Raw genomic sequence first — 23,549 nt, 5'->3', positions numbered from 1 at the left:
AAGCTTTCTCGGCTAGTATGCCGGGGGGCTTCGAACGATTCGGGGCCCTTTTGATATTCGAAAGATCACGATCACATGACATCTGTCGATTTGACGGGGTTCCAGACCCCCGGTCGCGGTCGCGGAATCCTCGACGTCTTCAATCACGGGTACCTGCTCCGGCTGCTGATCCGCAAGGGCACGGCCACCCGGTACCGCAACTCGGTGCTCGGCTGGACCTGGTCGTACGTGAAGCCGGCCGCGCAGTTCTTCATCTACTACTTCGTCATGGGTGTGGTGCTGCAGTTCCACCGTGACGTCGAGAACTTCGCCGTGTACCTCTTCGCCGGCGTCGTCGCGATCAACCTGTTCAACGAGGCCTTCGGCAATGCGACGCACTCGATCGTCGACAACCGCGCCCTCGTACGCAAGATCTACCTGCCACGGGAGCTGTTCCCGATCTCGACGATCATCATCGCCGTGATCCACTTCCTGCCGCAGGTCGCGATCCTGCTGCTGGCGTGCATCCTGCTCGGCTGGACGCCGACGTTCCTGTCGATCGGCGCGTTCCTGCTCGGACTGATCATCATCCTGATGGTGAGCCTCGGCCTGGGCCTGCTGTTCGGCGCGCTGAACGTGCGCTACCGCGACGCGCAGAACTTCGTCGAGATCATCCGCATGCTCTCGACGTGGGCGTCGCCGGTGCTCTACACCATCGCGATGGTCGAGAAGGCGCTGCCCGACTGGGCCTTCCGCATCTACATGCTGAATCCGCTCACGACCTCCGTCGAGCTGTTCCACTACGCGTTCTGGGCCCCGACCACGAGCGCGTCCGACCTGAGCGCCACCCTGGCGCCGTCCATCGGCACCGACATCCTGACCTCGCTCGGCATCGGCATCGCGGTCATCGTCATCGGCCAGATCGTCTTCCGCCGGTTCGAACGGAGCTTCGCACAAGACCTATGAGCGAGATCACCACTACCCAGAAGCGGCCGAGCATCATCGTCGAGAACGTCCGCAAGACGTTCCAGATCCGGCATACGCACTCCATGAAGGAGGCGTTCATCTCCCGCCTCAAGCGCAAGCAGGTCGGGTCGACCCCGTACAACGCACTCGACGACGTGAGCTTCACGGTCGCCGAGGGCGAATCGGTCGCCGTGCTCGGATACAACGGCTCGGGCAAGTCGACGCTGCTGAAGCTCGTCTCGGGCGTGCTCGAGCCCGACGCCGGGCGCGTGCTCACCCGAGGGAGGGTCGCCGGGCTCATCGAGGTCGGCGCCGGGTTCCACCCCGAGCTCTCCGGCCGTGAGAACGTCTACCTGAACGCCGCGATCCTCGGCATGAACAAGTCCGAGATCGACGAGCGGTTCGATCGCATCGTCGAGTTCTCCGAGATCGGCGAGTTCATCGACCAGGAGGTCAAGCACTACTCCTCCGGCATGTTCCTGCGCCTGGCATTCTCGGTCGCGATCCACGTCGAGCTCGACGTGCTGCTCGTCGACGAGATCCTCTCGGTCGGCGACGCGCCGTTCCGCAAGAAGTGCACCGAGAAGATCCACGAGCTCGCGCTGGCGGGAAAGACGATGCTCATCGTGAGCCACAACATGGCCATGGTCCAGGAGCTGTGCGAACGCGGCGTCGTCATCAAGCGGGGCCGGAAGATCTTCGACGGCCCGATCAACGAGGCCGTGGAGGCGATGAACGCCAAATGACCTCCCGCACCGCGGTGAACCTCGAACCGAGTTGGTTCGAGGGGGTTCACGCGGTCGACGTGCACTTCGACGGACGTCGGGTGTGGTCGGTCGCCACCGGATCCATCACCGCGGGGAGGTTGCGCTGGCCCGTCGCCCTGCGCCCGTATCTCGAGGGTCGCACCACGATGACCCTGCACGATGCGGCCACCGATCGCGAGCTCGGGGTCGTCGAGCTCCGCTTCGGGCGGTCCCACGATCGCATCGAGCTCCGGGATGCCATGGGCCGTCCGCTCGCGATGAACAAGTGGAATCGGCTCGGCCCGGTCTTCGACGGCGGCGACGTCCACCTGCGCGAGCGTCTGCTGCAGAGTTCGCGGCGCATCGTCGACGTGCTCGAGGCCGCCGACTTCGACGTGTACATCGTCGGCGGCAGCCTGCTCGGGTACATGCGCACGGGCGGACTCATGCCGCACGACGACGACATCGACCTCGCGTTCCTCAGCAGGAACTCCGACCCGTCGGACATCGGCCTCGACAGCTTCCGCATGCAGCGCGTGCTCGAGCGCGAGGGCTTCACGGTCGTGCGGCACAGCCTCGCGCATCTCGAGGTCGACTTCTTCGATGCCGAGGGGCATGTCGAGCACTACGTCGACATCTTCACGGGCTACTTCCGCGACGGACTGTACTGCCAGCCGTTCGCGCTGCGCGGGCCCGGTGTCAGGCGCGAGGACCTCGTGCCCGTGCAGCAGGTCGAGGTCGACGGCGTGACGCTTCCGGCGCCGGCGTGGCCGGAGGCCTGGCTCGAATACGCGTACGGCCCCGACTGGTTCACGCCCGACCCCTCGTTCGTGTTCACGACCTCCCGCTGGACGCGACGCCGGTTCGAGAACAGCTTCGGGGTCTTCAACCGCGGGCGGGTCTTCTGGGAGAAGCGGTACCTGGCGCGCGCCGGCGTCGCGCGGCCGGAGTCGGTCGATCGTGAGGCGATCGCCGCGTGGGCCGCAGCGCTGCCCGCCGACGCGCATGTGCTCGATGTCGGCTGCGGCGCCGGCGAGGCGACCAACGTCATCGCCGAAGCCGGGCGCCCGGTCCTCGGCATCGACTTCAGCCACGAGGCGCTCTCGATCGCCGCGGCCGACGCCGTCGAGGGCGCTCGATTCGCGTACGTCAACGTCAACGACCGGCGCGACCTGCTCGCGCTCGGTGCCAGCCTGCTCGCCAGCGGCGACCTCTGGTACGTGCGGGTCGACGACGTGCTGCACGGTCTGACGCTCGCGAACCGCCATTCGCTGTTCCGCCTGCTCGAGCTGGTGCTGCGCGGCGGCGCCGTCGCCACCGGCACGGTGCCCACGGTGCTGCCGAACGACTACCGCCGCGGCGACCCGACGAGTTGGCACTACCCAGCGGACTGGTTCGAGCGCGAACTCTCGGTGCACCGCCTCGAGGTCGAGTTCGGGGAGACCTCGCGTCGGCACACCGAGCACGGGGTCCGCGACCAGGTCTCGTTCGTGATCCGCCCGGCCCGACGCGAGGCGCTCGCATCGACGACGAGAGAAGATGAGTCATGAGACGAATGCTCGGCCGCATCGCGGCACGCACGATGCCGCGCACCTACCGCAACCTGCAGGTGCTGTCGACGCTCGATCTCGACGACGACACCATGGTCGAACGCATCGTGGCCTACGAGACCGAGGTGCGCGAGCTCCGCGCCGAACTCAACGAGGTGCGCCGCGACAACCGTCGGGTCACCGAGCTCTACGATCTCGTGTTCGAGCGCCTCCGCGACGACATGCCCCTTCGTGCGACGCCGCTCGCGTTCGACGGTCGGCGGCAGGCACAGGGGGCGGATGCCGCGGCCGCCGATGCCGCGCCCGTCGCCGGCGCCTCCGACAGCGGGGTCGGCACGCCCGACGCCTGACCCCGACATCCGCCGCCGGCGCCGTCGGGGCCGGCCCCTTGATCAGCGGACCTCGATGCTGAGGTTGCCGTGGATGTTCGCGTAGACGCGCAGCGCCTGGTCGGGCGGCGTCGGTTGCAGCCGGCCGACGGCGCGGACCGCCCGCTGGTTGATCACGCCGAAGAGCTCGTTCCGCGCGTTGACGTCCCAGAAGCCCTCGGCCATCGGCCGTCCGTGCCGCAGGGTGGCCGGATCGATCGTGGCGACGCTCGTCGCGGTCACGTCGGGATACCCGGGCGTCACGGCGACCGTCACGCTCGTCCGGGTCGGCACGAGCCAGGTCATCTTCGTCTCGCGTGATCTCAGCCCGATTCGGGAGGTCGCCGCTGCGAGGTCGGCATCGACGTCGATCAGGTCGGTGCCCAGCTCTTCGGCGAGGCGCGGAGAGAGGGCGCGACGCACGTGTACGCCGTCGACCTCGAGGTCGAGGAAGCCGCCATGGTGCGCCGTCCACAGGGTCTTCGTCTCGAGGCGGAGCGAGGTGCCGGCCTCCGTCGTGTCGACGACCGCCCGTCGGGCGAACGAGACGCCGAGGATGCCGTCGTCGTAGGCGGCGAGCTCCTCGACCAGGTCGGGCCGGCCGCGTCGGAGCAGGAACGCGCGCGCACGGAGATGGCGGGGCAGCGCGGCCTCGAGCCGTGGATCGAGGAACCCGTCGACGAGCGCAGCCGCTCGATCGAGCACGAGGCGGCGTGCCTCGGGAGGCCGTCTCAGCAGGCCGGGTCCGACGGCCGGCAGCACGCGCTCTCGGAACTGGTGCAGCTGCAGGAGGTCGCGCTGCCGCCGATGCTCGGCACCGGCGAGCCCTGTGTCGATGTGCCGGACGATGCGTTCGAGCCCGGTCCACCACTCGTCGAGGTCGTCGCCGAAGCTCGAGGAGGTCGTGTGCGCCTCGCGGACCCAGTGGTAGAACGGCTCCTGCGAACCGATGCTCACGCCGTTCATGTGGCGTGCGACGTCGACGTTGAAGCTGACGTCCTCCCACAGTCGGCGGCCGCCCTCGGGGAACCGGATGCCGTGCTCGCGCAGGAGCGAGGTGCGGTACAGCTTGTGCGGGTTGGTCGGCACGAGCGCGTGGATGCCGGGGCGGACGGTCGCATCGTCGTACTCGCCGTCGAAGGCGTCGAGCCCCCACTTGGCCTGGTCGGTGCGGGCCTCCTTTCCGGCGTAGACGTCGGCTCCGGTGCGTTCGAGGGTGCGGATCGCGTTCTCGAGGGACTCGGGATAGAGCTCGTCGTCGTGGTCGGCGAAGATCACGTATCGTCCGCGGGCGAGGTCGATGCCGGTGTTCCGCGGTGCACTCGGCCACCCCGTGTGCTCGATGCGGTGGAAGCGCGCGTTGGGCGCGTCGCGCACGAGCCCGGCGATGACGGCGGCCTCGGGGGTCGGCGAGCCGTCGTCGATGACGAGCACCTCGAAGCGTTCGGCGGGCAGGGTCTGCGTGGCGAGCGACGCGAGCAGGCGGCGGAATCCGTCGCCCGAGCGGTAGGTGGGCACGACCACCGTGACGAGCGGTTCCGGTGCCGCGCGCGTCGCGTCAGCCACGTCGGATCTCGACCTTCGCGTCGTCGCGGCCGACGGTGAGGGTCCAGGCCGTCGCCGCCGGGTCGCGGGGCGACGGCTCCCAGCGGTAGCGCCCCGGACCGGGCAGGTGGAGCGCCGCGATGACCCCGGTGCCGTTCGGTCTGAAGTGTGCCGGATGCCGCGTGGGCGGGTGCTCGCGTCGGGCGACGCGTCGCGCCAGCCCGACGACCTCGGAGCGGAGCCCGGCCCGCCGGTAGGAGAGCAGGACCCATCCGCGGCCGTCGGCGTCGCCGTGCACGGCGACGCCGTGGAGCTCGAGTTGCACGATGACGCCGCCGTCGGGTGCCGCGGCGTACGCGACCGACCGGGTGGGGGTCGCGGCGTCGAAGATCGAGGCGACGGCGCCGCCGAGGTCGATGCTGAGGTTGCCGTCGCGGTTCGTGTAGGCGATCGCGGGGCGCCCGTCGATGAGGGCGGGCAGCGCCCTGATCGCGCTGTCGCTGCGCACGCGCGGCTGCTGCACCCGGCCGACCCGGTTCACCCGGAGGAAGGCGTCCCAGACCTCGTCGTCGAGCGCGTGCTCGAGGTCGGCGCCTGCGCGCCGCGCGTCGACCGCGCCCTCGATCGAGAGTTCGTATCGTGCTTCGGACCCGTCGGCGTGGCCGAGCGATCCCCGTCGCGTGATCTCGCCGCCGGTCAGCCACGGCAGGCGGGAGGTGCGGCCGCGCACGGTGAATGCGGCCGTGGTCGCATCGAGCTCGGCGGCGACGTCGTACTCGGGGCCGAGGTCGACCTCAGCGGGGAGGTCGCTCGGCGCCGAGGGGTCGTCGCCGGCCCTGGTCGCGGCCAGACCCTCGAGCAGTTCTGCGGATGCCGCGAGCAGGCGCCCGTCGACCACGCGGAACGTACCGCCTCCCGGGAGGCGATCGGTCGTGGCGATCGTCGCCGCGAGCAGCAGCCGCCCCTCGTGCCATCGCGCGGACTCCAGCACGGGTGCGCCGAACCGATCGGTGCCGGCGGTCGACGCTGCGAGTTCGAGCAGCGCGGTGTCGCCGGAGCGGAGGGCGGCGGCCACCGCACACGCGCCCCGGTCGAGCGCACGGTCGTCTGCGGCATCCGTGAACCGCTGCTGCAGGAGCCTGGCGCGGTGCTCGATGAGTCGACGCTCGGCCGCCGGGCGTCGGAGGAACGCGGGCGAGAACGACCCGAGGATGCGCGAGGTGTACTGGTGGCGGCGCAGCTGGCGGCCCTGGAGCGAGTCGTGGCCGAGCCGTGCGTCGATGTCCTCGAGCACCCGACCGAGATGGTCCCACCACGCGGGGTCGGAGCGGACGAAGGTCGTCGAACCGCTGCCCGCGGTCTGCACCCAGTGGTAGAACGGCACGGAGCTCAGCGTCGAGATCGTGCGGGCGTGCTCGGCGACCTCGACGTTGAAGCGGATGTCCTCCCACAGCACCCGCCGCCCCTCGGGGAACCGGATGCCGTGCTGCCTGAGGAAGCCGGTGCGGTAGAGCTTGTGCGGATTCATCGGCACGAGGGGGTGCGCGTCGGCCCGGCCGACATCCTGCGGCCGGTCGCCGCGGTAGGTGTCGAGGGCCCACCCGGCGTCCTGCGTGCGGGCCTCCTTGCCGTTGAGCACGTCGGCGCCGCTCGCGCCGGCGAACGCGGCGGCAGCACGGAGCGCGTCGGGGTAGAGCTCGTCGTCGTGGTCCATGAACAGCACGTACTCGCCGGTAGCGAGGTCGGCGCCCACGTTGCGCGGGCGGGAGGCCCACCCGGAGTTCTCGATGCGCTCGACGCGCACGTTCGGGCGCGTCGAGGCGATGGCCTGCAGTCGGTCGGCCGTGTCGTCGGGAGAGCCGTCGTCGACGAAGATCACCTCGAACTCGTCGGCCGGCAGCGTCTGCGCGTCGAGCGAGGCGACGAGCCGGTCGAGTCCGGCACCGGGGGAGTACGTCGCCACGACGACGCTGACCCGCGGCGTGCGTCGAGGACGGCCGAGCCGCTCCTGGTCGCCCAGTGAGTGTGCCACCGCCACGGTCAGTCGGATCCGACCCGGTGCTCGGCGATGAGCCGAGCCGTGCCGAGGTCCTGCGGCGTCGTGATCTTGATGTTGTTCACGTGGCCCTCGACGATGCGCACCGAGGTTCCGCAGAACTCGGCAACGAGGTCGGCATCATCGCTCACCCGCGCGTACTCGGATTCGACCGCGGCGCGGTAGGCCGCCTCGAGCAGCTCGCGACGGAACGCCTGCGGCGTCTGCCCGAGCCAGGACCTCGCCCGGTCGAGCGACCCGAGGATGAACCCGTCGTCATCGACGAGCTTCACCTGCACGGTGCTCGGCATGCCGAGCATCGCCGCGCCGTGCTCGGCGGCCGCAGCCACCACGAGCTCGATGAGGTCGGGCGTGGGGAACGGACGCACGCCGTCGTGCGTCAGCACGAGGTCGCCGGACGTCGCGGCGAGCCCCCGCATCGCGGAGAGGTGGCGTTCAGGGCCGCCCTCGACGAGCACGACGTCGAGTCCGGCCTCCTCGACGAGGATGCGCCGATACTCGGCCTCGTGCTCGAGACTCACCGCGACGACGATCTCATCGACGACGGGCGTCGAGATCGCGCGAACGGTGCGTTCGATGACCGTCACGCCGTCGATCGTGGCGAGGAGCTTGTTCGAGCCGAAGCGGGTGCCATGTCCGGCGCAGGTGACGATCGCCGAGACCTTGAGGTCGCCGTGCATCAGGCCATCTCCCTCAGCGTCGCCGCGAACGCCCGGATGCCCTCGAGTTCGGCTTCGGCGTCGAGCAGGTACGCTCCGGAGGCCCCGAACAGGCCGGCGTGCTCGGTGCGCATGTCGCGGGTGTACCCCGATGCGAACGGGTCGGGAGGGCCGGGGTCGTTGGCCGTCACGTCGATGCCGAACGCCTGCTCGGCGACGACGTCGTTGCGGAGCGCCGGCGTCGCCACGTTCAACGCGTCGAGGCCCGCCCCGAGCGCGATCTCGATGTCGTGCCAGAGCCGTCGCACGTCGTAGTACTGGAACTCCGCCTCCGGCCGGATGAACTCGACGCGGTAGTCGTTGGCCAGGTCGTGCACGATGCCCTTCTTCAGGCCATCGCCGTACAGCTGCGGCAGTCGCACGACGAGGGTGTCGTGCTCGGATGCGAGCCGTCGCTCCTGGTGCAGGCGGTTCGCGCCGTAGGGCGTCAGGCCGGTCTCGCTCTTCGGCGTCGTCTCGGTCGGGCTCGTGCCGCCCGGGTACACGCAGACCGTCGAGACGAGCACGAACCTGCCGGCCTCGACCCGTGTCAGGTGATCGGCGAGTGCGTCGATCTCGGCCCGATCGGCGTCGCCCTCGCGGTTGATGCGGTGCGAGTCGGCCCGGTTGCCGGCCGTCACGACGAGGTCGAACGCCTCGCCCTCGATCTCACGGATGTTCGTCGAGTTGTAGACCGCGTCGAATCGATGCCGCGACGCGAGGTTCGAGCCGACGAAGCCGGTATGGCCGATGAGAGCACTGCGCACGGAAGCCTTTCGTTCGACGCGAACGAACGGGCTGTCGGCGCGTCGATGTGTCGGGAGCCGGTCGAGCCGATTCCGGCTCGGGTTCAGCCTACGCGGGCGCTCTCCAATGCGTCTCGCCAACTCATGTCCCTGGCGGATTTCACCGCGCAGACGATGAGCAGCATCCACCCGCCCTCGACGAGCACGAAGCTCTCGGCGAAGCTCGTCACGGTGATCGCGACGAGCATGAGCGCGGGCCAGAGGTACACGACGCTGCGGCGACCAGTGGCGAGCAGCCAGGCGCGCACGAGGGCGACGCCGATGAGGGCGGCGAACAGCAGCAGCCCGATGACGCCGACCTGGAAGTAGACGTCGACGTAGGCCGAGAGCGCCGAGAGGTGCTGGCGCCCCGTCGCGAACTCGATCCACAGGTACGGTGCCGAATCGGGCCACGCGCCGACCCATCCCCAGCCCTGCAAGGGGTTCAGGGCGAGGTAGCGGGATGCCTCGCGCCAGACATCGAGGCGCACGTCGAAGTCCGCACGGGCGTCGAGCAGCTCGATGATGCGGATGCGCAGCAGCCACACGGTCACGATGGCGGCGAGGGATGCCGCGAGCAGGCCGATCTGCCAGCGCCAGCGCGTGGCGGGGTCGACGCGGCGCAGCCCGTAGATCGCGGCGAGTGCGACGAGGCACACCGCGAGTGCGATCCACGTGGTGGGGGAGCCGGAGAGCAGGATGCAGAAGCTCGCGAGCGTGATCGATGCGACGGCCAGGCCGCGCGAGAGGATGTGCGTTCGCCACTCGACGATGAAGGTCAGCAGCCCGATGAGCGCGATGAAGCCGAGCAGGTTGCGCGAGCCGAACACGCCCTGGATCGGCCCGAGCGTCGTGATGTCGCCGGCGATGCCGAGGAACACGATCGGCACGTCGAGCAGGATGCCGGAGACGACCTCGAGCAGGATCGAGACGCCGAGCAGCACCCGGGTGACACCACCGAACGCGCGCACGATCTGGATCGTGTCGCGCATGAGTGCCACGTAGACCCCGAGGACGGCGAAGGCGATGAGGTACGCGACGCGGATCGCGCTCGTGGTCGGCGTCGTGCTCCAGAGCACGGAGGCCGCGCACCACCCGACGAACACGAGGATCGTCAGCGGCAGGATGCCGTACCACTCCACGGCCCGCCACCTCGCCACGAGCGAGACGGCGCAGAGGGCGAGCAGGCAGGCGAGCATCGCGAGCAGGCCGGGCCATCCGATGAGGCTGCGGATCAGGTGCGTCGACAGCGCGGTGCCGATGGCGGCCACGGAGAGGGCCTGGGCGAACCTGGCGGAGCCGACGAAGTCGCGGATCGGCCTGAGGGCGGCGTCGGTCATGCGGGCGGCTGCGGGGCCGGCGGTGCGGCGGATGCCGGCGGGGTCGACCGAGCGGGCGGCGCGGGCGGCGCGGGCGGCGCCGCCTGGGGTCGGGACGACGCCGGCGGCTCGGCCAGCGCGACCGCGTGCGAGCGCGCAGGCCGCGGTTCGGCGGGCAGCGGGTCGTTCGACCACTGCCTCCGCTTCGTGGCCCATGCGATGGCGATGAGCAGCAGCCAGCCGACCTCGATGAGCAGGCGGCTCTCGGCGAGGCTCTGCCCGAGCAGTGCGACGAGCACGAGCAGGGGCAGCAGCGACGCCGCCGAGTACGGGATCGGCCGGCCCGCGACATCCCGCGGCTGATCGACCGCGAGGAACCACGAGCGCCACAGCGCGCCGATCACGATGGCGGCGAAGGCGATGAGGCCGAGGATGCCGAGCTGCATCCACATGTCGAGCCAGGCATTGTGCGCCTGCAGGTAGGTGACGCCCTTGCGCACCGCGAGCTCCTTGAAGGGCTCGACCCACGGCACCCAGTAGCCGACGTAGCCCCAACCGGCGACCGGGCGCTGCTGGGCCAGCTCGATGACGCTCGCCCAGATGTCGGTACGACCGGTGAGGTCCTCGCCCTTGCCGAACAGCTGCAGCAGCAGGTTCCACGAGAACACGAGCACGGCGACGGATGCCGCGAGCACGCCGGCAGCGGCCCAGTAGACCTTTCGGCGGTGCTGGGCGCCGACGCGCCTGGTCCACAGGGCGAAGACGAGGGCGACGGCCACCGCGGCGGCGACGAGGATCATCGTCGACGACCGCGTGAGTGCGAACACGAGGCCGGCCGTGACGAGCCACGAGATGCCGGGAGCGCGGCGCATGCTGCCGGCGGCGAGGAGGCAGCCGAACACGATGATGCCGAGCAGCGCGATCATGCCGAGCAGGTTGCGGCTCGCGACGATGCCCTCGATCGGTCCGCCGTGCAGCAGGAGCCCGCGCGACCAGTAGAACGCCATCGGCAGCTTCTCGCCGGTGACCTCGAAGTCGGGGAAGTTCGGCAGCAGGGGTTCGCGCACGAAGAGCGCCACCCACAGCTCGAAGACGATCGAGAGGGCGAGGATCCACTTGATCGCCGAGGCGAGCGACGCGACGATGCGCGACCACGGCAGGCAGAGCACGAGGGCGACCGCGGCGAACGTGGTGACGGCGCAGATCGCGAGCCCGAGCGCCGTCGCGCCGGGGTAGAACGACCAGGCGAGGGAGGCGGTCGCGAGCAGCAGGAACGCGAAGGTGGACGTCGGCGTGCGGCGCCAGATCCACCGGGGGCGCACGTGCACGATGAGCAGGATGCCGCCGACCACCACGATCGCGACGGCCGCGCCGAAGCCCCACCAGCCGAGGAGGTTGCGCCAGAACTGGCCGGCGAAGGCCGTGAACAGCACGAACGTCGCATACGCGCCGGCGAGGGCGGGACGACGGGCCGGGGTCATGGGGTCAAGGCTATCGCGCGCGAGGCCGCAGGCCGGTGACGTCGGCACGTGCCCGAGGCGTCCGATCCTGCGCCGTAGAATGGTCCGAGTGTCCATTCGAGAAGCTGGTGACGCCGTGAACCGAGCCGCTGCAGCAGGGCGGGGCGTCCCCGAGGCTCGCGTGACGAAGGCCGGCATCGCCTGGTCGGCCGGCGAGGTGGCCGCCGGCGTCGCGATCGACGTCGAGATCGACGGCGCAAGACTCTGGTCCGAGTACCTGCCCGAGCCGGTCGCCGGCATGCACCGGCTCGAGTGGCCTCGCGCCCTCGGGCCCTCCCTGCGCGGCAGCGGATCGGTCGCCGTGCGCGTGCCGGCCGACGCATCCACGATCGCCGCGGGCTCCTACCGGTTCGCCGCCGAGGGGTCCGGGCCGAGCCTCCGCAAGCTCGTCACCGCCGGCACGATCGTCGACAAGTGGGGCAAGCTCGTCACCGCCGCGAGCCGCGAGCTGCACCGGGCGCTCCTCGACGGCGCCGAGCGCGTCATCGCCGAGCTGCGCAGCGCCGACTACACGGTCGCGATCACCGGAGGAACCCTGCTCGGCGCGGTCCGTGTCGGCACGATCCTCGACCGCGACGACGACGCCGACCTCCTGCTCTACCTCGGCGAGGCCACGCCGGCCGACGTGTCGATCGCGTCGTACCGGGTCGAGCGACTGCTCGCCGGATTCGGGCACGAGGTCATCCGCCACAGCGACGCCCACCTGCAGGTGATGCTCGCCCCGACCGAATCCGGCGTCAGCGCCCACGTCGACGTCTTCTTCGGCTACCACGACCGCGGCGTCTACAGCCAGCCGATCCACGTGCGCACCGACCTCCCCGTCGAGGCGCTCCTGCCGCTCACCGAGATCGAGCTCGGCGGCCGCATGTTCCCCTCGGTCGCCGACCCCGAGGCCTGGCTCGCCGCGTGCTACGGGCCGAGCTGGCGCATCCCCGACCCCGCCTTCTCGTTCGAGACGCCCATCCCCACGCGCCGCCGCTTCGAGAACTGGTACGGCACCTACGACTTCACGCGCCACTTCTGGGAGGCGCAGGCGAAGGCCGCCGGTCCGCGTTCGAGTGCACGCGCTCGCGCCGATGTGCGGCAGATGCTGCGCCGCACCCGGCGCGGCGACGCCGTGCTCGACCTCGGATCCGGCGTCGGCAGGCAGTCCCGTGCGCTCGCCAGGCGCGGACGCGCGGTGACCGCTGTCGACTTCGCGACGACGGCCATCGATGCGGCTCGCGGCACGTCCGCCGGAACGTTCCGGGTCGAACGTGCGAACCTCGCGCACGGTCGAGCGGTGCTCGACCTGATCGAGCGGCACGGCGGCCGCGGCGACGTGAACGTCCTGCTCGGCGACGTGCTCGCCTACCTGCCGCAGAGCTCCAGGGCGAACGTGTTCCGACTCGTGCGCGCCGTCTCCGGCTCATCCGGAACCGTGCTGGCGTCGTTCCCCGACCGCGTGTCCCCGAGGTACGAACACCTGCGACCCGACAGCTGGCACCTGCCGCTGTCGTGGCTGCAGGACGAACTCGAGCCGTTCGGACTCGAGTACGCGCTGATCCGGCGCTCGGTGCGACGCACGCCCGTCGGGCTCCGGCGCATCGTCCAGGTGAGCATCCGGGCGGCCGCGCCGCACCGACGACAGGAGAAGACCCTCATGACGCGCATCCGCAAGTCCGCCGCCCGCCGCACCGAGGCGACCGAGCCCGCCGTCGAGGTCGACCGGGTGGCCGAGCTCGAGACGGCCGTGCTCGAGCTGCGAGGCGAGATCGACGAGCTCCGCAAGGATTCCCGCCGCATCGCCGAGCTCTACGACCTCGTCGTCGAGCACCTCGGCACGGGGCGAAGCGCGGACTGACCTCACGGTCGGGCCGGGTCAGGCCTTCGGGCCGGTCACCCGCACGTCGACGATCTGACCCGTCATGTCGGCGTCGAGCACGCGCAGCGACGTCAGCGCGACCGCCTCGGGGTCGAGCAGGGACTCGGGCGGCTCCTCGCCGAACGCCGCCGTTCGCATCGGCGTCTTCGTGCGCTGCGGGTTCAGGCAGTTCACGCGGACGCCGGCCTCGGCCCACTCGTCGGCGAGGGCCTGCGTGAGGTTCACGACGCCGGCCTTCGTGGCCGAGTACAGGCTGTAGCCCGCGCGACCGCGCGTGTACGAGCTCGACGTGAAGAAGAGCAGCTGCCCGTTCGTCTCGGCGAGGTACGGGAACGACTCCTGTGCGACCTTCGCCGGTGCGATGAGGTTCACGTCGACCGTGTCGCGCAGGCGTCGCTTCGACGTGCTGACGAGGTGCGAGATGGCGAGCACGCCCGCCGTCAGGACGACGTAGTCGATCGGACCGTGGCTCGCGGCATCCGCCAACGCGGCGCGGATCTTCTTGCGCGAGGTGACGTCGGTGCCGGTTCCGCTGCGGCTGTAGCTGTGCACCCTCGCGCCCGCGGTGCGCGCCTGCTCGGCGATGCTCGCGCCGATGCCGTAGGAGCCGCCGAAGACGACGATCGAACGACCCGTGAGGTCGAGCTGGTCGAGGTGGCCGGTGCTGAGCGCGGCCGACTGCAGCTGGAAGATCTTGTCGGCGATGTGGATGTCGAGCGGCTCGGTGACCTTCATGTTCTCGGGCGTGCCGAGCACGACCTTGATCGGTACGTCGGGCAGGTAGGTGAAGACCACGCCGCAGTCGTCGGTCGCCGCGAACTCGGGGTCGCCCTCGGCGAGCTCGTACGCGCGGCGGATCGTCGAGAGCCGGAAGCCCTGCGGCGTCTGGCCGCGGCGGAGCTTCGACCGCGCCGGGATGCCCGTGATCACGTTGTGCTCGTCGATCTCGATGATCGTGTCGGCCGACGGGATCGCCGTGTCGACCGCGTCGAACACGTCGAGCGCCTCGATGCACTCGGTGATGATGCGCTCGTCGACGAAGGGGCGCACCGCATCGTGGAAGAGCACCTTCACGTCGGCGTCGTCGCCGAGCGCGGCCAGGGCCAGTTGCGTGGTCTCGTTGCGGGTGTCGCCGCCGGGCAGGATCGCGCGGAGCTTCGGGAACCGCTCCGGGTCCTTCAGGTAGTCGAGCTCGCTCACGGTCGCGGCGTTCATCATCACGAGGATCTCGTCGATGCCCGGGTGCTCGTCGAGCGCCTCGAGGGTGTGCTCGACGATCGCCTTGCCGGCGATGCGGATCAACTGCTTCGGCATGCCGAGGCCGACGCGCGTGCCGACGCCTCCGGCGAGGATGACGGCGATGGTGGGGGATGCGCTCACGGCGGGGACTCCTTCTCGGTGCGCACCAGCAGAGATCGACGGCGGCGGCACCCGCACGATTCTAGCTGCCGGTCCATGAGGGCTCCGCCAGAGGCGAATAGGATCGGGGGATGCCCCTGCACCGCCTCCGCTCGATGGCCGGTCGGCTCCGAAGGGCCGCCAGAGCCGCGGTACGACGTGTCGGGCCGCGGCCCGAGCCGCTCGTCAGCGTCATCGTCCCGGTCTACGACGTGGAGGCGTACCTCGGCGAGACCGTCGACTCGATCACCGCGCAGACGCTGCGCGAGATCGAGATCATCCTCGTCGACGACGGGTCCCACGATCGCTCCTACCGGATCGCACGCCGTCGGGCGCTGCTCGACGAGCGGATCCGGGTGGTCCGCCAGTCGAATGCCGGACCGGGGCCCGCCCGCGAGCGGGGCATCGGGCTGGCGCGTGGCCGCTACCTCGCATTCCTCGATTCCGACGACCTGATGCCCGCGGATGCGCTCGAACGGCTCGTCGCCTCTGCTGAAGGCACCGGCTCGGAGATCGCGGTCGGTGCGTTCCGTCGATTCGACAGCTCCCGCGTCTGGGTGCCGGCCTGGGTCGGCGACGTGCATTCGGAGGCACGGTCAGGGGTGACGCTCGCGCAGATGCCGGAGCTGCTCCGCAACAACTACCCGTGCGGCAAGATCTTCCGCACCGACTTCTGGCGGGCGCAGCACCTGGGGTTCCGGCGAGACGCCATCTACGAGGACCAGCCGCTCATCGCGCTCATGCTCCTCCGGGCGTCGAGCATCGACGTGCTGACCGACATCACGTACGACTACCGGGCGCGCGACGACCGATCGTCGATCAGCCAGCGCCCCGAAGACCTGCGCGACCTGCGCGATCGCGTGTCGGCCTGGCTGCTCACGCTCGAGGCGCTCCGCTCGGAGCACGCTCCCGACTCCGTGATGCGCGGGTGGTACTGGACCCTCTACGCGACCCACGTGCACTGGTACCTCGGCAACGACGCGATCGCCGACCCCGAGTACTGGGCGATCCTGCGCGACGCCGCCCGAGAGCTCGCGCGTTCCGCGCCTGACGGCGCGTACTCAAGGGTCACCGCTGAGCGGCACACCGCGGTTCACCTGCTCGAGCATGATCGTCACGCCGACCTGCTCGGCCTCCGCGCGGTACTCCGCTCCCACGAGGCATCCGACTTCTTCGTGGGTGCGACGGCCGAGGGCCTGCGATTCGAGTTCCCGGTGGACGTCGACACCGACGTCGAGTCGACCCCGGCCGCTGCCGTGCGCCTGCTTCACGGTTTCGCCGGCGGCGAAGTCGTCGACACCCCCGGCGGACCCGAACTGCACGTGCGCGGCCACGCACGACTCGCCGGCACTCCCGCGCCCCATCCGGTGCCCGAGCTGAGCCTGGTCGGAGGTCGCGGCGAGCCCGCGGAGGCGACGATCGTCATGCACGACCCCACGACCGGTGAGTTCGAGGCGCACCTTCCACTCGGCTCCGCGACCACGCAGCCATCGTGCCTGCAGTTGACGGTGACCGTCGGCGGACTGCAGCGACGTACGCCGGCGGGCCACGCCCATCTCGACTGGCTGAACGGCGCGGCGAGGACCTGGGTCCTCGAGTCGGGCGCCTCGGTGACGGTCACGGCTCACCCGAGCCCCCATGTGCCGATCGAGGTCGTCGTCGCGCCGCGGACTACCGCGTAGGGGGCTCCCACCGGTCCGGCTCGGCCGCGACCACGAGCTCGTCGGCCGGAATCCGCGTGCCGGCGCTCACGATCGCGTTGTACACGCGCTCGGAATTGCGGCCATCGCGCACCGGGAAGGTGCGACGGGCACGCTCGGCGTACTCGGGCGCCTCGCCGTCGAGCACGCTCGCGAGCGCATCGATCGCCTGCGCCGCGTCATCCGTCACCGGACCGAAGCCGTGCGTCTCGTAGTCGAAGTACCCCGGCCGCTCGGTGTGCTCGGCCCAGTACTGCTCCCGGTCGAACTGCAGGTACACCGCTGGACGCTCGAGGTAAGCCAAGTTGAACGCGATCGAGGAGTAGTCGGTGACGAGCACCGCGGCCCCGGCGACGATCTCCTGCACGTCGTCGTCCCCGTACCGGGCGATGTGGATGTCGGCCGGGAGATCGAACTCATCGAGGTACTGCTGCAGGTTCGGGTGCGGCATGAAGACGATGCGCAGCCCTCGCGACTCGGCCAGCTCGCGCAGCGCGGGCGAGGTGATGAACGCCTTCCAGGTGCGCGCGAACTCGCTCTCCATGAACCCGTCGGTGCGAGCGTGGCGCTGCGAACGGACGGCGAGGCCCGTCGAGAGCGACTTACGCCACGTGGGGGCGACGACGATGTCGAGCGGAGGTCCGGAGCGTGCGTCGGCCTTTCGCGAGAGCGCGTCGAAGCGGGGGAGGCCCGTGAGGCGCACCTCGTGCTCGGTGAACGTGTAGGGCCCTGCGCCGCTCAGGTACGCGTACTCGTCGGGAGTCGAGGTGACGAACGTGTCGATGGGCTTGCTGTTCAGCCAACCCGACAGATCGCCCTTGATGACGCCGTGCTGGAGGAACGTGAACCGCCACGGCTCACGGCCGTACCGTCGTCGGAACGGGTTCACGATCGGGGCATCGGCGTGGCTCGAGACGAGCTCCGACGCCAACAGCATGAGCACCCGGTACTGCCGCGATCCGTAGGCGACGAGCGAGAAGCCGTCGGCGCTCAACCGCTGCCAGTCCGGCGAATCGGCGCTCAGGACGAACCACGCGTTGACCTCGGGATGGTTGGCGCGGATCCAGCGGTAGAGCTCCTCGCCGCTGTCGTTGGCATCCCACTCGCGATCCATGACGGCCCAAGCATCGAGGTACTTGCGGCGGTTGCCCGGCAGTCGCAGTTCGGCCGCGACCGCGAGGTCGGCGAGCGCCCACTTCAGGCCGCGATGACGGAGTCCGCGCAGCGTGTGGCCCGCCACCGACCGGAGCAGCCGCAGCGCGCCGACTCGCGGCCGGAAGAGCGGTGGCGACGCCTTCGCAAGCTCGGAACGGACGCCGTCGATCAGGTCGGCATCGAGGACGTCGTGCGTGGACTGGGCGGGTGCGGCGACGACGGGTGCGGGCTCGCCGTCGATGGTGATGGCGACCGTGCGGTCGGAGGCGACCCAGGCCAGGTACTCCGAGACGCCGGTGCGTCCGAAGATCCTCCGGACGATGGCGCCTTCGTACCTCGGCTCGATCGGCGCCCCGTCGTGCGAGAAGGCGACTCGAGGGCGTTCGCCGGTGAACGCGAACCGCACTCGCACGAGTCCGCGCGCGTCATCGATCCCATCGACGGACACGGGCAGGCGCCCAGAATCGGCGCCGATCCGCTGGGCCAGCGAGAATCGCAGGAACAGGGGGAACCGCATGAGGTCGAAGCCGAGGATCGCCTCGCGATCCAGGGCCGCGATGACGCGCTCGACGTCCGACGAGAAGGTCGCGAGCACCGAGGCCGGCACCGTCGCCGAGGCGGCCGAGTCCCGCTCGTCGACGAGCATGAGCCAGAGCAGGTCGTAGACGATCAGCGTCTGCAGCCACATCGGAACCGCGCCGTGCCGTTCGACCGCCCGCTCGATGAGGGGCAGGTACCCGTACACGGCGACGGATTCGTACGTTCGGACGTCGCTGCGCGCGAGCTGCAGCGTCGACGACCCGTCGGCGCGACGGCGATAGTAGTACCGTGCGTCGGCGGCAAGGCCGAGCACGGCGCGGCCGGCGGCCAGCAGGTAGTCCGAGACGAACTTCCCGTCCTCGAACCGCGTACGAAGGCGGTCGTCGAAGCTGATGCCCTGCTCGCGCACGATCGCCGTTCGGACGAAGGCCAGCGGCGCCTGGCCGCTGATGAAGTTGGGCCGTTCATCGAGGTCGACCACCACGTCGCCGTCGTGGAATCGGAACGCGGTGGGGTGCGTGTCGCTGCGAACCCCCGTCTCCTCGTTCCACATGATCGTGTGCCCGCCGAACATCGTCGGCGCCTCGGCCGTCGACGCGGCCATGAGGCCGTCGATCGCGGCGAAGTACCGCTCATCGAGCACATCGTCGGGGTCGACGAACGTCAGCCACTCTCCGGATGCCACGGCGAGGCCGGCGTTGCGCGCGGCGCCTTGGCCGGCGTTCCGCTGCGCGATCACCCGCACGTTCGCATGCGCGTCGGCGAACGCCCGGCACCGCGCGAGCGAATCGTCGGTCGAACCGTCGTCGACGAGAATCACCTCGATGCGATCGAACCCGTAGGTCTGGGCGACCAGCGATGCGAAGAACTCGTCGAGGTAGCGATCCACGTCGTAGACGGCGGAGACGAGCGTGAAGGTGTACGGCACCCGATCGATCATAGAACCGGCCTCCGCGGGTTGGTCATCGAGGCTGGACGGCATCGGCTCCCGACCAGGAGTCGAGGGGCGCCGCCCTGCTCGCGGTGGAGCGAGGGATCGGCGTCCCGGCGGACCGGATCGCATGGAAGACGCGTTCGCTGTTCCGCCCGTCGCGGACAGGGAACGCCTCGGCGGCCCTGGCCGCATACTTCTCGCGCGCCGCGCCGTCGCCGACCAGCGTCTCCACCGCCGAGATGACGTCGTCGCGTCGGTCGACCACCGGGCCGAATCCGTCGCGCTCGTAGTCGTAGTACCCGCGTCCTTCGATGTGGTGCTGCCAGTAGTCGGCGTCGTCGAACTGGAAGTAGACGACCGGGCGCTGCAGGTACGCCATGTTGAAGGCGGCCGAGGAGTGGTCCGTGATCATCATCGCCGAGCGTGCGACGACATCCTGGATGTCGTCGATGCCGAATCGGCGGACCTCGACGTGTGCGGGCAGATCGAAGTCCTCGATGTAGAGCTGCAGGTTCGGGTGGGGCAGGTAGAGGATCTTGAGCCCGTGCCGTTCGGCGACGGCCTTCAGCTCGGGCGAGGTCACCAGCGCACGCCATTCGCGCGCGAACTCGGTCTCCATGAAGTCGTCTCGATGGTGCCGACGCTGGGATGCACCGACCGCCGTTCCGAGGAGATGCTTGCGCCACGTCGGGGCGATGACGAGGTACTCGACCTGATCGGCGGGCAGCGCGGTGCTCTTGCGCAGCAGCGCATCGTGACGCGGGAGCCCGGTCAGGCGAACCTCGTGCGACGAGAACCGGTACGGTCCGTCTCCGATGATGTAGCGGTACTCGTCCTCCGTCGAGGTGACGAACGTGCGGATCGGCTTGGGGTTCAACCACCCCGAGAGGTCGCCCTTGATGATGCCGTGCTGCAGGAACGTGAAGCGCCAGCGCGGCGGTCCGTACCGGGGCGTCGGCAGCGGATGCGTCACATACGCGTCCGCGTGGGTCGAGATCAGCTCGTCGGCGAGGAGCAGCAGGAGCTTCCACTGATGCGAGCCGTAGGGGATGAGCTTGAACCCCGCCGCCTTCAGCCTCGGCCAGTCGGTCGACTCCCGGCGCAGCACGAACCAGATGCGCTGCGTCGGCTCGTGGTCGCGAATCCACTCGTAGAGCACCTCGGCGCTGTCATTCGCCTCGGTGTCGCGGTCCATGAGCACCCAGCTCCCGGCGAATCGTCGCCGGACCCACGGGAGCATCGTCTCGAACGCGAGAGCGCGGTCGCCGATGGCAGCGGGCGCGAGCCAGGAACGGATGCCGCGGACCGCGCGTCCGGCCCATGCTCGGACCCGCCTCCTGGCGCCGAGGTCGACGTCCCTGAACGCCGACGGGCGCTCGCCGCGCGCCTCGATGTGGAGGTCGACATCCCGTCGACGGAGCTTGTGCTCGCTCGCGCCGGGGCTGCCGAGGGCGATGCGGGCGAACGAGCCGTCGAACACGACGCGCAGGACGCCCGCGGCCGAGACCCAGACGCGGCGTTCGTGCGAGAGTTCGGCGCCGAAGATCCGCCGCACGACCGTCGTCGCGTGGTGCGGCCGGACCTCGCGGCCGCCGACGAGGAACCGCTCGGCGGGAGCAGCGCCGAAGTACGAGTACTTGAGCTCGACGAGGTCGTGCACCGCGTCGACCGATGCGACGTAGACGTCGCCGACGTGGGGACGCGCGTCGAACCCGTATGCGAGCGTCTCGCGCAGCCAGTAGCCGAACCCCGCCATGTCGAAGCCGATGATGCTCGCGAGGTCGAGGTGTGCCCGTACCTCGACGATGTCCTCGCGCAGCGCAGCCAAGGTCGCGGCCGGAACGTGTCGCGTCGTGTCGCGATCCGCGTCGGCCTTCATCAGCCAGAGCAGGTCGTACACGATGAAGGCCTGCAGCCACGACGGCACGATGCCGTGGCGCGCCTCTGCGTGCGTGATGAGCGGCAGGTATCCGTGCTTCGCGATGGCCTCGTAGGTGCGGACATCCGAATGCGAGCCCTGCAGCGTCGACGACCCGTCGGAGCGCTTGCGGTAGAGGTAATGCGCCTCATCGACGAGCCCCAGGGAGGGCGTCTCCGCCTCGACCAGGTACTGCGCGAGGAACGCGGCATCCTCGAACCTGGTGCGCAGCGCCGAATCGAACTCCGAACCCAGTTCGCGGAGGCGGTCGAGCTCGAAGAACGAGAGGTTCACGTGCCCGTGCATGAAGTTCGGCTTGCCGTTGAGATCGACATCGACGCTGCCGGCGGAGAAGCGGAACGCGCCGGGGTGCGAATCCGAGATCTCACCCGTCGCTTCGTCCCACATCTGGATGTGCGCGGCGTAGACGGCGGGCTGGATGCGATGCGGTCGTGCCATGTACGCGGCGACGTGCTCGAGGTAGTCGGCGGCGAGGACGTCGTCGGGGTCGGGAAAGCTGACCCACGAGCCTGCGGCGGCCCGCAGTCCGGCGTTCCGCGCGGCGCCTTGGCCGCCGTTCTGCTGATGGATCACCCGAACGCTCGGGTGCCGCTCGGCGAATGCGTCGCAGAGCGCGCCGGACTCGTCTGTCGACCCGTCGTCGACGAGGATCACCTCGACCTCGTCGATCCCGTAGGTCTGCGCTTCGAGTGAGGCGAAGAACTCGGGGAGGTATCGCGCGACGTTGTAGACGGCGGAGATCAGGGTGAACTGCAAATCGATGCTCTCTCTGGAGTGGCGGGGCTAGCGCCGAGGTTCGAGGGCCTGAAGCGCCGCGGAGGTGAACGCGTCGACGGCATCCGGACCGGAAGGCCCCAGGACGTAGGTGCGGAGCCGGAGCCGGTCCTCGCGGAGCGGATCTGCGGCCATCGTATCGAGCACCGTCGCGAGCCCGGTGGGAGTCGGCCCGAACGGGTAGCCGCCCGACACGAGCGCGGCTTCGGGCGGCCCCGAAGCCGATTCGGGTCCGGACATCATCTGCGAGACGGCGAACGGCTTGCCCGAGGCGAGGAAGTCGGCGGCGACGCTCGACACGTCGGTGATCAGGAGATCAGCGGCGTTGAAGCACTCCGCCAGGCTCAGCTCGCGCTCGGGTCGCCGGCCCACGAGGTGATCGCGCCCCGTCGTGCGCCGATCCTCTTCGAGAAGGTCTCGCACCCGGTTCGCGTGCTCGCGCAGGGCCGGGTCGAGGTCGGTGTGCGGATGCGGCCTGAAGACGACCGTCAGATCGCGGGCGAGCAGGGCGGTCACGATCATTTCGCCCGCCGCGAGTGAGCTGTATGCGGAGTCGGCATGGAAACCGGCCCACGTCGGGGCGTACATCGCCACCTTCGGCGGGGCGGTGTCGACGCCATCGGCGGATGCGATCTCCGCAGCCTGGGGACGCCCGACGATGCGGAAGAAGTCGTCGTTCGTCGCGATGCCGTGCGCGGCGAACCGATCGACAGCGGCCTGTCCCGCGACGAAGTTCAGGTCATAGGCGCGCAGCGACGGGTTGTAGCTCGGCGCCTTGTCGCTCTCCCCGTGGTTCAACTGCACGTGTCGCATGCCGATGAATCGGATGAGATGCACGTTCCGCGTCGCATTGTTCACGTAGAACGCCGCTCGCAGGGACGGCAGCACGACGTCCTCGAGGTCTTCGAGCTCGGGCCGATACACCACCGGCCGAGAGGTGGTCGCAACCGCCTCGGGGTAGCTGTCGGGATTCCTCGCGATCACGAAGTACGGGCGGCCGAGCGCCTCGAGGTACGGCAGCCACATTCGCAGTTGGTAGGCGGTGGACGGCTGCGCGTCCCAGTGCACGACGAACTCCGGCTCGAGCGCGTCGAGCGCGGCGCGCATGCGGCTCGCGTCGAATCGCCGTTCGCGGATCCGCATGAGCCCGAGCACCGCGAGGACCGCAACGACGACGAGCGCAGCGGCCGCGATCGCCGTGGCCCACCACGGCGCCCCGGCGAGCCCGAGCCACGCGACGAGCGCGATCGCGACGAACGAGGACAGTTGGGCGGGAGCGCCGCCGAGCCTGCGGGGCTCGCTGAGCCTGCAGCCGGGCAGGTTCGATGCGAGGGGCGCCTGCGCCCGGAGGATCCGCGCGCAGACCGCCTCGGCGACGAGCCCGAGGAGGAGGAGGCAGGCGGCGCCCCAGAGCTCGGCCGACGCGGATGCCGCCACCATCACGAGCACCGCTCGGCCGATGGCGAAGGTCGAGATCGTCGGCACGACTCGCCGAACGGTCAGGGCGAGCATCACCGCCGTGATGAGCGTCAGACCGGCCACCGCGGCCAGGTTCCAACCGAGGGATGCGAGCACGAGGGTGATGACCGCGGCGATCCCACCGAGGACCTCGTCGACACGGGCGGTCCGCAGGCGCCTGCCTAGCGACCCTCGGCGCGGGACATGCAGTGTTCCGACGCTGTTCACCGTCACGAAATCCTCCAACCTGCCTGA

At 70.1% G+C, this 23,549-nt stretch carries 16 protein-coding genes; 6 read left to right on the top strand and 10 right to left on the bottom strand.

What is annotated here, in order from left to right; genetic code table 11:
• Positions 1-75: 75 nt before the first annotated feature.
• Genes ASE68_RS13795 through ASE68_RS13780 form a run of 4 tightly spaced genes read left to right on the top strand, consistent with a single transcriptional unit; the run spans position 76 to position 3,591 of the window.
• Positions 76-945 carry an ABC transporter permease gene (locus tag ASE68_RS13795; RefSeq protein WP_055859741.1) on the top strand — a complete coding sequence of 290 codons (870 nt, stop codon included), beginning with the start codon at positions 76-78 and terminating at the stop codon, positions 943-945.
• Positions 942-1,691, top strand: coding sequence for an ABC transporter ATP-binding protein (locus ASE68_RS13790; protein WP_055859738.1), 750 nt, complete (start codon positions 942-944; stop codon positions 1,689-1,691). The genes ASE68_RS13795 and ASE68_RS13790 overlap by 4 nt, the downstream gene beginning before the upstream one ends.
• Positions 1,688-3,241, top strand: a complete 1,554-nt coding sequence (locus tag ASE68_RS13785) for a class I SAM-dependent methyltransferase (RefSeq protein WP_055859735.1) — start codon at positions 1,688-1,690, stop codon at positions 3,239-3,241. The genes ASE68_RS13790 and ASE68_RS13785 overlap by 4 nt, the downstream gene beginning before the upstream one ends.
• Complete coding sequence (locus ASE68_RS13780; protein ID WP_157421656.1) at positions 3,238-3,591, top strand: hypothetical protein; 354 nt, start codon at positions 3,238-3,240, stop codon at positions 3,589-3,591. Before ASE68_RS13785 ends, ASE68_RS13780 begins: the two co-directional genes overlap by 4 nt.
• Before the next feature lie 42 nt (positions 3,592-3,633).
• On the opposite strand, the gene ASE68_RS13775 is transcribed toward ASE68_RS13780, so the two are convergent.
• The 6 genes from ASE68_RS13775 to ASE68_RS13750 all read right to left on the bottom strand — a co-directional run bounded on the left by ASE68_RS13775 (position 3,634) and on the right by ASE68_RS13750 (position 11,493).
• Positions 3,634-5,175 (bottom strand): glycosyltransferase, encoded by a 1,542-nt coding sequence (locus ASE68_RS13775; RefSeq protein WP_055859729.1) that lies wholly within the window; start codon positions 5,173-5,175, stop codon positions 3,634-3,636.
• Complete coding sequence (locus ASE68_RS13770) at positions 5,168-7,186, bottom strand: glycosyltransferase (RefSeq protein ID WP_157421654.1); 2,019 nt, start codon at positions 7,184-7,186, stop codon at positions 5,168-5,170. The genes ASE68_RS13775 and ASE68_RS13770 overlap by 8 nt, the downstream gene beginning before the upstream one ends.
• 8 nt (positions 7,187-7,194) lie before the next feature.
• Positions 7,195-7,890 carry a 2-C-methyl-D-erythritol 4-phosphate cytidylyltransferase gene (locus ASE68_RS13765; RefSeq protein ID WP_055859723.1) on the bottom strand — a complete coding sequence of 232 codons (696 nt, stop codon included), beginning with the start codon at positions 7,888-7,890 and terminating at the stop codon, positions 7,195-7,197.
• Positions 7,890-8,675 carry an NAD-dependent epimerase/dehydratase family protein gene (locus tag ASE68_RS13760; RefSeq protein WP_055859720.1) on the bottom strand — a complete coding sequence of 262 codons (786 nt, stop codon included), beginning with the start codon at positions 8,673-8,675 and terminating at the stop codon, positions 7,890-7,892. The genes ASE68_RS13765 and ASE68_RS13760 overlap by 1 nt, the downstream gene beginning before the upstream one ends.
• 83 nt (positions 8,676-8,758) lie before the next feature.
• The gene (locus tag ASE68_RS13755; protein ID WP_055861390.1) at positions 8,759-10,033 is read right to left on the bottom strand and encodes an O-antigen ligase; all 1,275 of its coding nucleotides are present in this window, start codon (positions 10,031-10,033) and stop codon (positions 8,759-8,761) included.
• The gene (locus tag ASE68_RS13750) at positions 10,030-11,493 is read right to left on the bottom strand and encodes an O-antigen ligase (RefSeq protein WP_082462259.1); all 1,464 of its coding nucleotides are present in this window, start codon (positions 11,491-11,493) and stop codon (positions 10,030-10,032) included. Before ASE68_RS13750 ends, ASE68_RS13755 begins: the two co-directional genes overlap by 4 nt.
• Positions 11,494-11,581: 88 nt before the next feature.
• Between ASE68_RS13750 and ASE68_RS13745 the strand changes: the two genes are divergently transcribed.
• The gene (locus ASE68_RS13745) at positions 11,582-13,375 is read left to right on the top strand and encodes a bifunctional 2-polyprenyl-6-hydroxyphenol methylase/3-demethylubiquinol 3-O-methyltransferase UbiG (protein ID WP_162238280.1); all 1,794 of its coding nucleotides are present in this window, start codon (positions 11,582-11,584) and stop codon (positions 13,373-13,375) included.
• Positions 13,376-13,393: 18 nt separating this feature from the next.
• On the opposite strand, the gene ASE68_RS13740 is transcribed toward ASE68_RS13745, so the two are convergent.
• Positions 13,394-14,776, bottom strand: coding sequence for a bifunctional cytidylyltransferase/SDR family oxidoreductase (locus tag ASE68_RS13740; protein ID WP_055859714.1), 1,383 nt, complete (start codon positions 14,774-14,776; stop codon positions 13,394-13,396).
• 110 nt (positions 14,777-14,886) lie between these two features.
• Between ASE68_RS13740 and ASE68_RS13735 the strand changes: the two genes are divergently transcribed.
• Positions 14,887-16,476 (top strand): glycosyltransferase family 2 protein, encoded by a 1,590-nt coding sequence (locus ASE68_RS13735; protein WP_055859711.1) that lies wholly within the window; start codon positions 14,887-14,889, stop codon positions 16,474-16,476.
• On the opposite strand, the gene ASE68_RS13730 is transcribed toward ASE68_RS13735, so the two are convergent.
• The 3 genes from ASE68_RS13730 to ASE68_RS13720 are packed head-to-tail and all read right to left on the bottom strand — an operon-like array spanning position 16,466 to position 23,528.
• Positions 16,466-19,117, bottom strand: a complete 2,652-nt coding sequence (locus tag ASE68_RS13730) for a CDP-glycerol glycerophosphotransferase family protein (protein WP_162238279.1) — start codon at positions 19,115-19,117, stop codon at positions 16,466-16,468. The genes ASE68_RS13735 and ASE68_RS13730 overlap by 11 nt on opposite strands.
• 34 nt (positions 19,118-19,151) lie before the next feature.
• Complete coding sequence (locus ASE68_RS13725) at positions 19,152-21,818, bottom strand: CDP-glycerol glycerophosphotransferase family protein (RefSeq protein WP_055859703.1); 2,667 nt, start codon at positions 21,816-21,818, stop codon at positions 19,152-19,154.
• Between the two features lie 27 nt (positions 21,819-21,845).
• On the bottom strand, positions 21,846-23,528 hold the full coding sequence (locus ASE68_RS13720) for a CDP-glycerol glycerophosphotransferase family protein (RefSeq protein ID WP_055859700.1): 1,683 nt from the start codon (positions 23,526-23,528) through the stop codon (positions 21,846-21,848).
• Positions 23,529-23,549: the final 21 nt, after the last annotated feature.

This window comes from Agromyces sp. Leaf222, from assembly GCF_001421565.1.
GTDB lineage: Bacteria > Actinomycetota > Actinomycetes > Actinomycetales > Microbacteriaceae > Agromyces.
Note: the sequence above shows the minus strand (reverse complement) of the source record. Positions and strands in the feature narration are given on the sequence as shown.